Source organism: Pontibacter beigongshangensis (assembly GCF_014332515.1).
In the GTDB taxonomy this organism is placed as follows: domain Bacteria; phylum Bacteroidota; class Bacteroidia; order Cytophagales; family Hymenobacteraceae; genus Pontibacter; species Pontibacter beigongshangensis.
Genome location: NZ_VFSD01000001.1, coordinates 75,430 through 91,152, shown reverse-complemented (window position 1 = coordinate 91,152; position 15,723 = coordinate 75,430). Strand labels below are relative to the sequence as shown.

Annotated in this window: 13 protein-coding genes; all 13 read right to left on the bottom strand. The window is 39.2% G+C overall.

The features are described from left to right. Positions 1–103 precede the first annotated feature (103 nt). The 13 genes from FJM74_RS00335 to FJM74_RS00275 all read right to left on the bottom strand — a co-directional run bounded on the left by FJM74_RS00335 (position 104) and on the right by FJM74_RS00275 (position 15,704). The gene (locus FJM74_RS00335; protein WP_187260572.1) at positions 104–1,423 is read right to left on the bottom strand and encodes a nucleotide sugar dehydrogenase; all 1,320 of its coding nucleotides are present in this window, start codon (positions 1,421–1,423) and stop codon (positions 104–106) included. 161 nt (positions 1,424–1,584) lie between these two features. After that, positions 1,585–2,742, bottom strand: a complete 1,158-nt coding sequence (locus tag FJM74_RS00330; RefSeq protein ID WP_187260571.1) for a glycosyltransferase family 4 protein — start codon at positions 2,740–2,742, stop codon at positions 1,585–1,587. Beyond that, a complete protein-coding gene (locus FJM74_RS00325; RefSeq protein WP_187260570.1) occupies positions 2,739–3,731 on the bottom strand; it encodes a glycosyltransferase family 4 protein in 993 nt (330 codons plus the stop codon). The genes FJM74_RS00330 and FJM74_RS00325 overlap by 4 nt, the downstream gene beginning before the upstream one ends. A 367-nt stretch (positions 3,732–4,098) precedes the next feature. Further along, a complete protein-coding gene (locus tag FJM74_RS00320) occupies positions 4,099–5,871 on the bottom strand; it encodes an ABC transporter ATP-binding protein (RefSeq protein ID WP_187260569.1) in 1,773 nt (590 codons plus the stop codon). Positions 5,872–5,985: 114 nt separating this feature from the next. Then, on the bottom strand, positions 5,986–7,362 hold the full coding sequence (locus FJM74_RS00315; protein ID WP_187260568.1) for a hypothetical protein: 1,377 nt from the start codon (positions 7,360–7,362) through the stop codon (positions 5,986–5,988). A gap of 36 nt (positions 7,363–7,398) precedes the next feature. Next, entirely contained in the window at positions 7,399–8,562 is a 1,164-nt protein-coding gene (locus FJM74_RS00310; RefSeq protein ID WP_187260567.1) for a glycosyltransferase family 4 protein, read from the bottom strand. 69 nt (positions 8,563–8,631) lie between these two features. Beyond that, a complete protein-coding gene (locus FJM74_RS00305; protein WP_187260566.1) occupies positions 8,632–9,672 on the bottom strand; it encodes a DUF6625 family protein in 1,041 nt (346 codons plus the stop codon). Further along, positions 9,672–10,928, bottom strand: coding sequence for a glycosyltransferase family protein (locus FJM74_RS00300; protein WP_187260565.1), 1,257 nt, complete (start codon positions 10,926–10,928; stop codon positions 9,672–9,674). The genes FJM74_RS00305 and FJM74_RS00300 overlap by 1 nt, the downstream gene beginning before the upstream one ends. Continuing rightward, positions 10,925–12,148, bottom strand: coding sequence for a glycosyltransferase family protein (locus FJM74_RS00295; RefSeq protein ID WP_187260564.1), 1,224 nt, complete (start codon positions 12,146–12,148; stop codon positions 10,925–10,927). The genes FJM74_RS00300 and FJM74_RS00295 overlap by 4 nt, the downstream gene beginning before the upstream one ends. 9 nt (positions 12,149–12,157) lie before the next feature. After that, positions 12,158–13,114, bottom strand: a complete 957-nt coding sequence (locus FJM74_RS00290; RefSeq protein ID WP_187260563.1) for a glycosyltransferase family 2 protein — start codon at positions 13,112–13,114, stop codon at positions 12,158–12,160. Between the two features lie 7 nt (positions 13,115–13,121). Then, a complete protein-coding gene (locus FJM74_RS00285; RefSeq protein ID WP_187260562.1) occupies positions 13,122–14,228 on the bottom strand; it encodes a DegT/DnrJ/EryC1/StrS family aminotransferase in 1,107 nt (368 codons plus the stop codon). 8 nt (positions 14,229–14,236) lie between these two features. Beyond that, on the bottom strand, positions 14,237–14,701 hold the full coding sequence (locus FJM74_RS22615) for an acyltransferase (RefSeq protein ID WP_187260561.1): 465 nt from the start codon (positions 14,699–14,701) through the stop codon (positions 14,237–14,239). Further along, positions 14,694–15,704 (bottom strand): Gfo/Idh/MocA family protein, encoded by a 1,011-nt coding sequence (locus FJM74_RS00275; protein ID WP_187260560.1) that lies wholly within the window; start codon positions 15,702–15,704, stop codon positions 14,694–14,696. Before FJM74_RS00275 ends, FJM74_RS22615 begins: the two co-directional genes overlap by 8 nt. Positions 15,705–15,723: the final 19 nt, after the last annotated feature.

Genomic DNA, 15,723 nt, shown 5'->3' with positions numbered 1-15,723 from the left:
ATAGCTATTGCCGATGGTTCTCGCCCACAAGACCCTTGCAGAAGGATGAAAAATGGGGGGAAGCAACAAGTGTTAACTATTGGCTACCGCATAAATAGTGTTATTATAATCGTGCATCTACTAAATCCCTGTTCAGGCAGGCCTTTGTATCAAAAATCACGGCATTGTCTCGCTTAAACCTTGTGAAGTCGATGCTCAGGAACTCGTTGTGAGCCACGGCCACTACCACAGCGTTATAGACTTTAGATTCATTCAGGCTTCGTTCTATCTCCACGCCATACTCGTGTCTTACCTCTTCTGCATTGGCCCAGGGGTCAAAAATGTCCACATCCATGCCGAACTGCGCCAGTTCATGGTAAATATCAATCACGCGCGTATTCCGCACATCCGGGCAGTTCTCCTTAAACGTAAAGCCCATGATCAACGCTTTCGCCCCTTTTATCTTTTGGTCTTTATTGATCATCAGTTTCACCAGCTTGTTGGCTACAAACTGCCCCATGTTGTCATTCACCCGACGGCCCGATAAGATCACCTGCGGGTGGTAGCCCAGCGACTCCGCTTTGTGCGCCAGGTAATAGGGATCTACCCCGATGCAGTGCCCTCCTACCAGTCCGGGCTTGTACTTCAGAAAGTTCCACTTTGTGCCTGCGGCTTCAATCACATCATTGCTATCAATCCCCAGCCTGTCAAAAATCAGGGCCAACTCATTTACAAAAGAGATGTTCACATCCCGCTGGGCATTCTCGATGGCCTTAGAGGCCTCTGCCACTTTTATGCTGGGAGCCTTATGGGTACCAGCTACAATAATAGAACGGTAAATATCATCTACCCGCGACGCAATCTCCGGCGTAGAGCCACTGGTCACTTTTTTAATTTTTGTGAGGGTATTAATCTTGTCGCCCGGGTTGATACGTTCGGGGGAGTAGCCTGCAAAGAAGTCTTTGTTAAACTGAAGGCCGGAGAATTTTTCCAGCACCGGCACACAGTCCTCCTCCGTACAGCCCGGATATACCGTAGATTCATAAATCACTAAGTCCCCGCTTTTCAGAATTTTTCCCAGCATTTCAGAGGCCTTGATCAAAGGCCTGAGATCAGGCGCTTTAAACTGATCGATGGGGGTAGGAACAGTAACTATAAAGGTGTTATACTTTCGCAACTCCTCTGTGTCTGCTGAAAAGTACAGCCCAATGCTCCCATTCCGCTCCGTTCCTTTCAAGGCCATCACCGCATTCAGGTCCTGTACATCGGCTTCCTGCGTACGATCCTGACCTTCGCTCAACTCCTTTACCCGTAGCTCATTTATGTCAAATCCTAACACATCATACTTCTTGGCAAGTTCTATGGCAAGCGGAAGACCTACGTAACCAAGTCCAATGATAGCGATTTTCGCGTTTTCTACTACAATGCTAGTATTGTTATTCATTCTTTTAGATTAGTATAAATGGCGGCTTTATTTCAAATACCGGTGCGAATTTAGTGTTTTTTTAGCTTAGACAACTCGGGGATTTTATTTTATTGTTTAGAGGACAGGTAACGATTTTGAACTTTAGGCCCTCTATTACGGGGTTGGAAACCAGCGTGTTTTCATTCCAGCCCAAATAATGCTCTGTTTGCCCGTAGAGTTGCTTCATCCTGGAGTATGGCTACTGCATATTTTCCAACTGCAGCCTTCATCTTTTCAAATTTTTCCTGAGGCATTAGCAGCAAAGAGTTGATGGCCTCCCGGAACAACATTGGCTGCTCCAATGGCAAGTCAAAGCCCACCTCCGACTCCTGCAGGTTTTGCCAGGGAGTTTTGTCGCTGATGATCACAGGCAGCCCAGCCATGAAACTCTCCAAGATAACATGCCCGAAGTTCTCACCTTTGGTAGGCAGAAAAAGGGCATGGTATTGCTGCATGGCTGCCGGAACTTCAGCACTCTCGATGCTTCCTCTGTAAGTGACCTGAATATTGGCAGGTAGCTCTTTTATAAGTTCCTGGCAGGAATTCCAGTAGGCCGAATCGTTGATCTGCCCATATAAATCATAGGTGATTTCACCATCAAACTTATTATTGGCAAGAATTTCCAGCCCATAATAGGTATTCTTTTCAGGAGAGATTCGGGCAAAACTTACTAGCCAGAGCTGGTTTACTTTTTTTTCGGGATTTCCTGAAAAGCCTCCCATTCTCTTTTTGCTGGCCAGATTTGAGGCCACTATTACCGGAGTGTGCCTGCCCAATACCTCGTGAATGTGGGCAGCCTCCATTTCATTGGTTGCATGAAAAAAAATAGATTTATAAAGGCCTACATAGCGGGCTATCTTAAAAAAAAGCTGTTTCTTGCCACCTTTCACCTCCCTGGCGCCTGGTGCAAACATCCCTCTACCTGCCACAATCACCCTTCCGACCTTAAGGGATCTGCTGATTATGAGGGGATAGATGGAGAAGTAACGTGAGAAAATCCCATTGATATAGATAACATCCGGCTGCACTTCCTTCATCACCTTTTTAAGAGAATTATAGGCTAGCGTATCAGAGGAGAAGTAATATAGATTTACTCCATACCGCTGCTGCCAGATGTTGGGTGTTACTCCAGGATATGGCGCTGTAGAATTGTAATCGGTGTTGCGGGTAATGATGTAAAAATCAAATTCTTCTTTCAAGTGGTTCACCAGGTTGGCGCAGGACCGGATGGGCCCTCCTGCTCTGTAACCTGGCAGAAACCAATCGATGGTAATAAGTATGCGGAGTTTTGTTTTCATGTTGACATGCTTTCATAAAGTGCCAGGTAGCGCGCTGCAATGGCTTCAGGACGGTACTTTTTCACATTCTGCCGGCCGTTCCGGATGAGTTGCTCTCGTAGTTGATCGTCTTGAATCAGTTCCACGATACCCCTTCGGATATCTTCCACGCTTTTTGGATCAACTAACATGGCCGCATCAGCTGCCACTTCTGACATAGCCCCCTTGTTACTGGTCAGCACAACCCGGCCAACAGCATTAGCCTCTATAATCGGCATGCCAAAACCTTCAAAAGTAGAGGCAAAGGTAACGATATCTGCTTGGATATATTCCTGTAGCAGCGCTTCATTGCTCAAGTCTACTTTGTTAACATAATCAATTTCATGCTGCTCCAACAACTGGCGCTGTGCCAAGCTTAATTTACCTACTATGGTTAGCCTGCAGCTGAGTCCAGCCACAGCAGGTATAAGCTTTTCCAGGTTCTTGTTATACTTAGTCCCTATCTGCAACAAGATTGGCTTTTCTTTTAGGAATGGTTTGGGAGTGTAACGATAGATGCCTGAAACAGGGTTTGGAATGACAACAATCTTTTCCGGATCAACGGAGACTTTCTGAAGCAACTTTAATTTTGTGTGTTGAGAAACTACGGTAACTTTTCCGGCAACTTTAACCGGCAAAACGAGCCAGAAATAATGGAGTATCCTGCTGGATAGTCCACCTGCTCTTTCCAAAGATTCAATGTCGTGTATCGTTAAAATAGAATTTTTACTCGGTAATGCTACCATAATAAAATTAATATCTCCCGTCACATGGTTAAGTTCACCTTTGTTTCTGGCTGCATCGCGGAGCATGCGCAACCTGTTTTTTAAACCCGAACTATGGCAGGACATAAAATAATTATGTACCCGGACCTTACCATGCAGCTGGCCCTGCACCGTATTAAACAGGTTCTCAATGCTGAAGGCACCCTTACGGGGCTTACGGAAGAAGAAGGTGACTCCTTTTTTCAAATTGGCTCGAATGCGTAAAAAACTATACTTTATTGGTTGATGGCTGTATCAGCTTACATAATATGAATATACAGGTTTACAACACCGGAATAAGACCTAATACAGCTGAATAAAAAGCCTCTGAAAGGCCAATTTATTTCAAATCATCGGAATTCATCCCGGCAAAGGCTGCAGACAATTAAACCAGGGCACGACTTAGTTGAAAAACATGCACGAGGCATTCAACTCATCAACCCTAACGTACAGTCTATAAACAACTTTTAGAAATAGATCTGGCTGCTAGTGGAGCTTCGATTCTGAATCTATGCTTGCTCATTCCTGGTCAAACTCTAAATCCAACTCCTGATTTTGAATTTCGCCATACCAGTTATGCCATTGGTTTTTTTATCAACTCGTCATACGAGCATATCCTCTTAATAATACCATTTTCTAATTCAACGATCGAATCACACCGGCGTAAGGAAGTCCATCTATGTGCAATTATTATGACTGTCATGTCATTTTCAGCCAGCCGGCATACTGCTTCATTAATTTCATTTTCGGTAGAAGCGTCTAATGCACTGGTTGCTTCATCCAGAATTAAAAGGTTTGCACCATGATACAAGGCTCTGGCAATTCCTATTCTTTGCCTTTGTCCCCCCGATAACATTGCCCCCCTATCGCCAAGAACCGTATTTAGACCATCCGGTAGCCGGTTCACAACATCTGCCAGACTCGCCAAGCGTACAGCCCTATCTAGCTTAACTGCGTCTATACTTTCTTTCGACACACCAAATGCAATGTTTTCCGCGACCGTAGCGTCTAAGATATATACTTCTTGCTGCACATAACCATTTTTCCTTCTCCAACTTGCTACGTTTCTTTCATCAAGAGGCACGTCATCAATTCGTATAAGGCCGGATGAAGGCGCATAAAAACCAAGTAACAAGTTTACCAACGTACTTTTTCCTGACCCGGAGGTGCCGATAATACCCGTTATACTATTCCTTTTTATAGGAAAAGATATGTTATTTAGGACAACCATATCCTTGTTATAAGCAAAACTTAAGTTCTCAACCCGTATACTAGAAGTGAAACAAATATCTTCAGAAGGCTTAGCTCCAGAGGTTTTATCAATTTGGTTCAATTGATTTAACTCCTCAAAGGTATGCTGAAAGCCTTTAACTCCTACCAAAGCTATCATAGATCGGTTTATGGAAGGAAGTATCCTATACGCGGCAAGGGCAAATACAGATAATAGGCCTACAATATGCTGCTTGTCCTGCACAAACAGAACCCCATACAATGCCACCAGCGTAATGGCAGCCATCAAGCCAGTTTCTATAACTTTCGTAGGCGCCTGCTGCAATACCTTATCAAGCATACTTAACCGTGAAACTCTGCTCAGGTGCCTTTTGTGATTTTCTAAAAAGTAGGCTTCCGAGTTATTCATCTTCACATCAATATACCCATACACAAAATGAAACAAGTTAATATGAAGAGTAGGGTTCACTTCATTCAGTTCCGATTGAATAGCTTGAGATTTGCTTTTAACAGCTCTATAGAATAAGGAAAAAACAGGAACAACAAATACAGATAGAAGCAATACAATGACCGGATCATAAAGCAAAATCAGGGTTAAGATAATTAGAATAACGACTGCCTCATTTAGAATGGTTATTAGATTCAGCACTATAAAATTGACAAAATCAAGGGGGATTTGGTTAATATTCCGAATAACATGGCTTGGATTGTGGCTCTTAAAGAAGAACAGGCCTTTGTTCTGATAAACCTTGAAAAGCTGTGATGAAAAGTACGAATAAAGCTTGTAGGAAAAATTTGCTTGCTGCTTATAGATCCAAAGGCTAACAGCATTCTTTGCAACCATAAAGCCCATTACCAATAAGGCAAAAACAACAAGGAACCTGGTTTCAGATGCGAATCCAAAGAAGTTGTACAACCACTGGAAGCTACTGATATTTTCTACTATATCTTCTTGCAACAATATAACAATTACAGGTAGAATGGCAGCAAGTCCTAGAATTTCGAGGAATGAATTTACCAGTAATAACCCCAGCATCCCAAGTGTGCTACCCCTACTTCCAGCAGGTAAAAGAGCATATACTTTCCGAAGCGTTGATACTAGAATGTTGTTACTCATTTTATATAATCACGATCATAACTCCCTTCCAATCTAGTGTTCCGCATCTAAACTACATCAAACTAATTATAAGCTTTAAGTAACATTAAATATATAATCTAATTCAAATGCAATTCATATATCAATCTTAAGAATCCGCCGAAATCCATAAAATACTATAACCATAACAATACTTGCCTTCACAATATAATTCAAAGTTGTGGTTAAATCTGTTTCTGCCTTTACAACCTGCATATATAAAAAAGGTATCCAAAATATGTAGGTTGGATTTCGCAAACTCAATTTTAAAATATATCTAAGTATAAGACTAAAGGCAATTCCAATCAAAAACATAAAAACGACTCCACCACTCCTGCCAAAATTGCCATACCCTTCTCCTATAAGACTTATATTCATGCTTGTTCCTTGCTGCAACTCGATACCAGTAAATCGCACCATTTTCTCGCGACCTCCAGCTACAGCTTTATTTTGATATAAAAACCGTGGTAAAAAAGCAGCAGAAAAAGCTTCTTCTATAGTCTCACCATCTGCATAAGGTCTTATATATGGGACATAATTCATAACACGGGTTATAATCCATCCCTGATTAAGCCTTGTTATTGTTACTTCATTTGCCTCTACATCAAAAAGTATCTCTGGGGATGTAAGCCGTTCCCCAACCATACTAAAAAAAAGCTCTACTTGATCAAACGTATCTAAGGTTGTATCAGTCCAAGCAATGGTGCGATATTGATACTTGACAGATTGTAGCACAAACACCATAAAAAAGCCAATAACTAAGACAGAAAACCTCGTCTTTATGCTTACTTTATTCTTAATACAATAAATAAACAAGAAAAACATTGACCATAATAGCAGATCATGAAATAAGGCTGCTGCTAATGACTGAAGTAAAAGAGAGGAATAAATAAAATATAATATTTTCTTATTTTTCGCATTACTCAAATATAGGTAGAAGCAGCCAATAAACTTGAGGTTTGAGAGCAGTACAAAGAAAAAAGCCAAAGATCCTGGAGCAAATGAATAAGCAAAAGATGCAAAAAAACCAAGTGCAATCAAATAATAAGCTCCTTTTATTTTATTGCTTGTTTCATTCTCTAAATCATTGATCACTATTTTTGGTATGTGACTAACGCCAATAATAGGTAATGAAAGTCCAAAGTGATAGAACATAACACCAGGCAGAACAAAACTCATATACTCTTCCTCTGGTACCTGCATGCCATAGAAAGGATGTACAATGCCTGTATAATAGCTTAAAATCGGGCCAATAATCCATTGCAAAGAAGCAATGAAAACAATAACAATATTTATGGGTATTCCTTTACCAAAACCAAAAACAAGCTCATTTAGAATATAAATTGTAAATAATACTCCTAAAAGAGAAAGGTAGGATAAAGGTGAGAAAAGCAGTAAAAGTATTAATGTCGCAGTCAGTGAAATTAACTGAAATATTACCTTATTTGAAGTCTGTTGCTTTATATTATTCATGAATTTTCAGAACCCATCTTCAATTTTTTAAGCTATTCATTTCAGCGTAGTAACAATTGCATCTTTAATTTGCTCATAGCTCCACTTTTTTATAATGATTTTTGATGCATTGCCCATTCTTCTTAATTCCTCTTTTGGTAATGAGGCCAAAAGAGTTAAACAGCTAGTGAGGTCTTCAATATTCCCAGAATCAAATATAAAACCATTCCGTTTTCCCTGAACCAGATCTACGGCACAACCTACCTTATTACTGGCAATTATTGGACGGCCACAAGCCATGGCTTCGTTGATACACAACCCCCATGTTTCGCCAGGCCCAGCTGATGGAAGTACTAACACGTCCGCCGCTCTATAAGTTGCAGGCATTTTGGATTGATTTTGAAAAGGAAGAAAATGTATAGTAGGCCACCCTTTCGCTTCCTGCTTAAGCTCTTCTTCTAATTTGCCATTACCTACAAGTAATAGGTGCACATTACTTTTTGCCATCCGCTTGAAAGCTTTGATAAGTAAGAGCGGATTTTTTTTGTATTCAAATTTACCAGTAAATAAAAAGACAATATCAATTTCAGGTATCCCTAAATCCTCTCTAATTAACTTTGCTGCAATAATATTATCTTCATCATTCCCAAATCTTTCATTATCAATAGCATGTGGCGCAAAAACAAGATCACGTTCACTAAAACCATGCTTCAGGAAATATTGCTTGTTATTTGTCCCAACAAAGAAAGCTTTATCAACATTACGATAAACCCACTTTAGTACCAGTCGCCTCAACAACACCTTTAAACCTTTTGACTCATCTAACAAAGTAGAGTCGCCCCTGAAATATACAGTAACTTTATTCTTAAAGTACTTTAACACTTTCAGGTGACTGTCAAAATTCCACCCAAAGACAAGAATATCGGTTGGCTGATAATCCCTAATATCTTCAATAATTGTTGGGTTGACTATACCCTTAAAGTGTGATGTACCTGGCTCTTTTGAAACGTTTTTTAGGAACTTATAAGCATATCCATCCAAAAGAGGGATATCCCAATTTATCGCCTTTCCGAATCCTTTGTCTGTAACCTCAGCAGAAGACACACCTAAAGTATAAAATACTTTCAAATTCAGAGATTCATGTGTACTCAATAGTTTGAATAGAGGCGCATGATATTGTATAGGATGTGTAACGACAATTGCCAGCCTTTTAGTTTGCATCAGTAAAATTATTAGAATAAAGTCGAATAGAGAGATGTGTTTACGCTGTCATATTGTTCACACAACTTTTTAGTTATTATATTCGATTACATCTACAGGAGTTGGAACTTTACAATGGTAAGAATTAACAGGCAAAAAACTATAATGTTTCTTGAAAGCACGTTTGTTCAAGAAATAATTGATTTTGTTTTTAACATATTTTGAATTTAATCGGGAAAACACGTACTCCCAATAGTACCTCTTTTTAGATAGAACATCAATTTTGTCAGCATCTATATTCCTAATGTAATTAATAAACTTATTAGGCACTATCAAAAAACGATCTTCAAATTTTAGCTTGTCGACAATCTTCATTTCTCTCTTTAAAAAATGTATATAAGCAAAGCTTTCCTTATACACTTTATTATTTTGGCTGTACAATCTAAACAAGTTTCCTTTTTCCCAAAGAAAGATTTGGCTATTATTTTTAAAATCATTTTCTGGCAAAAAATGTAAAAGAAAAAAATTATACGATCTTATTTTTAAATCAGCGAACATCAGATCAGTATATATACTTTCGTTCTTCGACTCGAAAATATAATTTATTACTCTTTCGTCAAACCATAAGAAATGACCAGATTGATTGGATAGAGCAAATTTATAAAACTCTATACCATCAATAGTTGATTTATATAATGAATTAATATGCTTGTTATTCCTAAATAAAGTTAAGTGCCCTCTCCAGGATATTTTACTATAAGAAGTTAAAATCTCGTCAGTTATATGCTCTCTTAAATTACCCCATATCAAATCAGTATCACAAAACCCCCAGAAGTCATAGCCTTCAATATATTTTTGATAAATCTCCCCATAAGCAACTTTAAACTCACATAAATAATAAGGTGACTTCAAGCAAATTTCAAAGTCAAATACTTCTTGGATCTGACTTACGGTTTCCTCGAAAGTAGTGTAATGTACTATAACATTAGGAGGAAAATCATATGATGTATGGTCATCTGTAAATATAAGCCAATGGATAGAAGGATTATATTTACAGGATTGGAGCCAAAGCTGAAAATAACTTTTAAATTTTCCAAAATGTGGGATAATAAATACAATGCTTTTTTGCATTAATTAATAAGTTTTGAATTTAAGACACTTGCTAGGGCTTTAGCAGAATTTTTAGCAGAATACTGATCCAGCGCCTCAAAGCGAGGATGCCACCCTTTACTTGTATTGATAAAAGAGATAAATGAATTCTTCATTTTTTTTCTCAACTGTTCTTTAGATTCAGAATCAATATATTTAACAAGGTATTGATCAGCATTTGTGTCTTTCAAAATTTTTACTACAGTACTTAAATGATGAAAAACAGCAAACACCGGTTTTGAAGAAAGAACAGATTGAAAAATTTTAGAGGCAGTATAATGTGGTTCTGTACTGCCAATAGCCAAAACTCCTGCGGCACAGGAAAGGTTATTTAAAACTTCAAGATAAGAAATGCGTTCTCTGTTTTCAGTTACAATATCCTCAATACCATTCTCATTGGCATAATCTTGTATCGATTTAAGAGATGTGTAACTGGTTCCTACAAAATAGAATCTAATTCTATTGTCTAACTCACCACTCTTCCTTAATTCCGAAATAATTTCAAACAAAGTATTTAGGAAATAATGTGCATTAGGCAAAAAGGCACCTGCATATACAAATGGTATCACTTCATCTCGTCCATCCCACATAAGCTCTGTATTATCAGGCTTTACCTTGTAATCATTCGAATCAAACCCATAAGGCATACCACAGAAGGCAACATCTTTAAGCTTAGGATTGCGCTTCAGAACAGGCAAAAAATAAGCTTCCGAAACACCTGTAAAAACAGAGACTTTCTTCACCGCGATAGGCTCTAGAATGTTAGCAACAAGTGTTGCGAGTTTAGCTCTGCTAAATAGATTATTGCTTCCTGGAAATTCATGCACCCATGGATCTATATAATCGATGGCATAGGGTACTCCAGTAGCATCATGAACAGACCTTGCAATAAGTGCTGTATAAAAGGGAGGTATTGGGGTCCAGATGAAATCTATATTTTGCTCTTTGACAATTTCAATCGCTTTACGTTTTAAGTTACCAAAGGCTCTTAATGCAATGTCTCCGTAAAGTCTTATTTTACTTGACTTCTTTGCATCGACATATTCAACTTTGATATTTGGATTTGCAATTTTAATAAGATCTGAAGATGTTTCCTCTTCGTAAAATTTTGAATTTACCGTTAAAATGGTAGGTTCCCACCCAAACTGATGCAAATAATTAGTAATTAGACGAACTCTTTGTACACCTACTGCATTTGAGGGCACCCAGTTTGGGTAGATAATTAATAATTTTTTCATTGAGATTCATTGATAACAGTAGTCCACAAACTTAGTAATTTATTCCCCTCATTTTCATAAGAAATTTCTTTCATTGCCGCATACCGGTTAACCTTGTGATCTCTGATTTCACAAATTTTGGTGATCAAGTTATCCAAGGTACCAAAAATACTTTTTTCTGACTGCTCACAAACAGCACCGTGGGCAGGATACTGCTGCATTAAAAGAGTCTGGGCTTTCGTATCTGTTGCAACAACGTATAAACCAGCTTGCAGGTACGCGAATATCTTGTTTGTAAGTGCAATTTCTCTGTTAAAATCTGTGCTTCTAAGCTCGAGCGCAAGTCCAATATCATATGTCGCTAATTCCTGATGGAGGGCCTTCTGTTCCATAGGTGATAATACCGTAACATAAAGTCTGTTCCGGAGCCACTGTTCTTCAAAAGATTTATTCAGACTTCCGATAAGCGTAAGCGAAATAAACTCCTGTAGTTGGTCCAATACCGGTAAACAGACTTCCAGTCCTCTTCCATGGCTGATATGCTGAGAAAACCAAACCAGGTTGACTTTTCCACCCATTTCTTTTCTTCCAGCATATAAAAATTCACTGCTAAAAAAAGAATTATTGATATTCACTACTTTAGTATGGCAAAGCTTCTCCACTTCCTTACAAATGAGAGGTGAGGCTCCTGTTACCAGTGCTGCTTGCGGAAGCATCGTCTGCATCAGATACTTTCTTCGCGCTACTTCATTTTCTCTGTCGTGGTCAATTTTCTCACCAGGATGGTAATCCTCCACATCAAATGCAAAAGGCACAGAAAGCAGTTCGGAAAGATAGTAGGCCGGGTACAGCGCTCCAAGATTATGAGCTACAATAAGCTTATAGTCTTTAAACCTATTTTTGTTGGATTTCAGGAACCACCAAAGTTGCAGAGACCTCTTATTATTACTAACTGCACTTGCGAACCTGCTTTTCTTAGTAAAAGGCCATATCGATTGAAATAATTTGTTTGCTAAGGATGCTGCCAGCCACTCTATTAGGTTTTTCCTATGGGCAGGTAAGTAAATTATTTCTGTACCACCTACTTCTGATAGAACCTGTTTATCCAAATCATCACTCCAATTACCCATTTCAAAGCATAAAACAGTAGCAGAGAATTTCCCTTTGACCATTTTCAGCTCCTTAAGAAGCCGAGGGTTTGTGGACAGGTTACTGGTAGTTAAAAAAAGTATTTTTTGCATTTTTCCGATTTAGGAGTTGGCACTGCTAGTGATTAGCTTTTTAATTGTAAGTGCCTTTTTCCACCCTAGTGCAGCAGCTAAAAACTTCAGCATTATCCCACCAGGCAACTTTAAGTTTGAGCCACCCAATTCTTCTACTTTACTTTCTGCAAAAAGAGCCAGGTCTGGGTTGGCAATATAATTGGCATAAACGAAATCCTGATACCTGTCTGCAATGGAAAGCCTAGCCCGGGGAGATTCCTCCAGGCTAAAAATATAATTTTCAATAAGCTGTAACGATTTTAGTAATGATTCCATCGCAGGCCGAGCTACAATACTTGATACAGATCCCGAATTGCCAGATCTATAATGAACTTTAGCCTGTGCGCAAAAGAGAACTTTTGATGCATGCAGCATCAGTCTGGAATAAAACTCTCCGTCCTGGTTTCGCATCAAAGTTTCGTCCCATAATCCGCCTTTTTTAATCAAATTTCGGTGAGTCAGCCAGCAGCCAGTCATGGACATATGATTCGCAATAAGCCAATCAGCAGGTTTCAGATCTTTTCTAATGCTTTCATGCGGTCCCCAATAATAGACATTATCAAAGTGGTCTTTGAACCTGCCCCACATTCCATGAATTAGAACATCCTTATAATTCATGGAATGTAGAATATTGAGTTGGCTTCTGATTTTCTCAGGAGCCAGTACATCATCTGAATCAAGGAATTGAATGAAATCGCCCGTAGATTTTAAATAGCCAAAATTGCGGGCAGCACAGGCCCCTTTGCCTGGATTAGTATAAAACTGAATAAGTTCAGGATATTCTGACCGGTACTCTTTTAATATAGATAAGCTATGATCAGTTGAATGATCATCAACTATTATCACCTCCCTAACACAATCACCCTGATTAATACAGCTGTCGATACAGTCTGCTAAATACTTTGCGCCATTGTAATTAGGAATAATAATAGAAACTACAGCCATAATTGCACTACCTATAAAAGGATTTTACCTGTTCTCCTATATACTGAACCTGCTCCATGGTTAATTCCGGATAAACCGGGAGAGATAAAATTTCTGTTTGATAGGCGGCAGATACGGGTAGTTCCTGTTTTGAATACTGGTATTGCTGGTAGGCCTCCAGAAATGGGAGTGGCGACGGGTAATGTATGGCTGTCTCAATACCATTTTGAGCAAGGTGTTGCATTAGTGCATTCCTGCCTTGTGCCCGGATAACATATAAGTGGAAAGAATGTAATGAATTCTCTCGTACCTTCGGGATGGTTACTTCCTCTATATCTGCCAGAATTTCATCATACCATTTCGCCACCTGTCTTCGCTTTTCTGTCCATTCCAGAATATATGGTAACTTTGCACTTAAAATTGCAGCCTGCAAGCCATCTAACCTGGAATTAATGCCTTCCATTTTATGCTGATGCTTCACCAAGGCGCCATGATTTGCATACATCCGCATTTTCTCAGCCAGGTTATCATCATTTGTAAGAATACAGCCTGCATCTCCATAAGCTCCAAGGTTTTTGCCAGGGTAGAAGCTAAAAGTAGAAGCGTTTCCAAAGGTTCCGGCTCTTCTGCCATCATAAGCAGAAAAGTGAGATTGCGCGCAGTCTTCAATCAAAAACAAATTATACTTTTCCGCTATTGCCTTGATTGCTTCGATCTGGGCAACCTGGCCGTATAGATGCACAGGAATAATGGCTTTTGTCTTATCCGTAATCTTCTCCTCTATCCTGGCAGGATCAATGGTGAAAAAGTCGGGCTCTATATCTACAAATACTGGTTTGGCGCCTGCCTGCGTAATTGTTTCAGATGTGGAAATCCAGCTACATGCTGTAGTTATCACTTCATCACCGTTACCAATTCCAAGCATCTTTAACGCAATGTAAATTGCATCTGTGCCATTAGCACAACTAACACAATGTTTTACGCCATAGAGTGATGCGAAATCTGCCTCAAACTTCTTTACTGGTTTACCTCCAATAAAAGATGTATTTTCTATTGTGTCGGTAATAGCATTGTCAATACTTTCTTTGATAGTAAGGTATTGGGCCTTCAGATCTACAAACGGAATCTTGTCCATAAAAAGTCTTAAATTTGTTTTAATAGTTTTGCTGGATTACCTGCATAGGTACCCGGTATACTGATATCTTTTGTCACTACAGTTCCGGCACCAATCACCACTCCGTCACAAATAGTTACAGGTAATATGGTTGCATTAGATCCAATGGACACATTATTGCCTATCCGGGTAGAAAGCCACTTTGATTTATCTCCCTGCGCTGGCCCACCTGAAGAGAAAAGATCATTAATGAACATCACACCATGACCTACAAAACAGTCTGAACCAATACTCACCAGCTCGCAAATAAATGAATGCGATTGGATTTTACATCTTTTGCCGATTGTAACGTCTTTTTGTATTTCAACAAAAGGTCCGATAAAAGTGCCTTCACCAATTGTGCAACCATACATATTTACAGGCTGCACAACCTTTACATTTTCTTCGAGGGTAACATCAACAATACCTGATGATAATAAAACCGGATCAGCCATGGTTTGCAGCAGTATAAATTTTATCTATTATCTCAATCGTTTTTAAACCTTCATACCCATTGGTTGCAATAACGCCATTACTTTCTAGTACTTCGATGACGTTTTGGTATACCTTGTCATGGTTTGACATGGATCCCACATAATTTCCATAATTATTTGGAGGGTTGCCAGGAGGCAAATCTGAAATCTCAAAGTGTTCGATTTGCTGGTACTCCAGTTCATTTAGATACTGGCCACCTATCTTTATGGTGCCTTTTTCGCCAAAGATAGTCAAAGAGCCCTCCATATTCTTTTGGAATGAGTTTACAGAGTAATTTAAAGTTCCAATAACACCGTTGTAAAACTCCAGTACGGCGGCACCCTGATCTTCAAATTCTATTAAATCTTGGTGAGCAGCATTGTTAACGACGGCATGTACTTTTTTCACATCTCCTACAATCCAGTACAGCAAGTCTATAAAGTGGCTGAACTGCGTAAACAGCGTGCCACCATCTAACTCTTTGGTCCCTTTCCAGGAGTTGTGGTAATAGTCTGCATTCCTGTTCCAAAAACAGTTGAGCTGCACACTCAAAATTTTACCCAAACGCCCCTCGTCTACAATTTGCTTAACAGCTTTAACTGGCGGGTTGAACCTGTTTTGTTTGACAATAAATAATCTCCTGTTCGCATTCTCTGCTGCCTTTATCATCTCTCCGCAGTCATAAACACTTATGGCCATCGGTTTTTCACAAAGCACATGACTCCCTGCCTTCAAAGCAAGAATAGAATGCGATGCGTGAAGCCCATTAGGAGAGCAGATACTTATGACATCACACCTGGTAGACTGAAGCATTTCCTCTGCCGACTCAAATGCTGGAACATTATATTTTTCAGCAATAACTTTAGCTTTGTGAAGATCAATATCACAAACAGCTATTAAATTAGCCTGGTTATTAATATGCTCCGCGTGTCTGTTACCTATGCGTCCACATCCAATTATGCCAAAATTAAGTTTTGATTTCATTTAGATTCTGAAAGAAAGT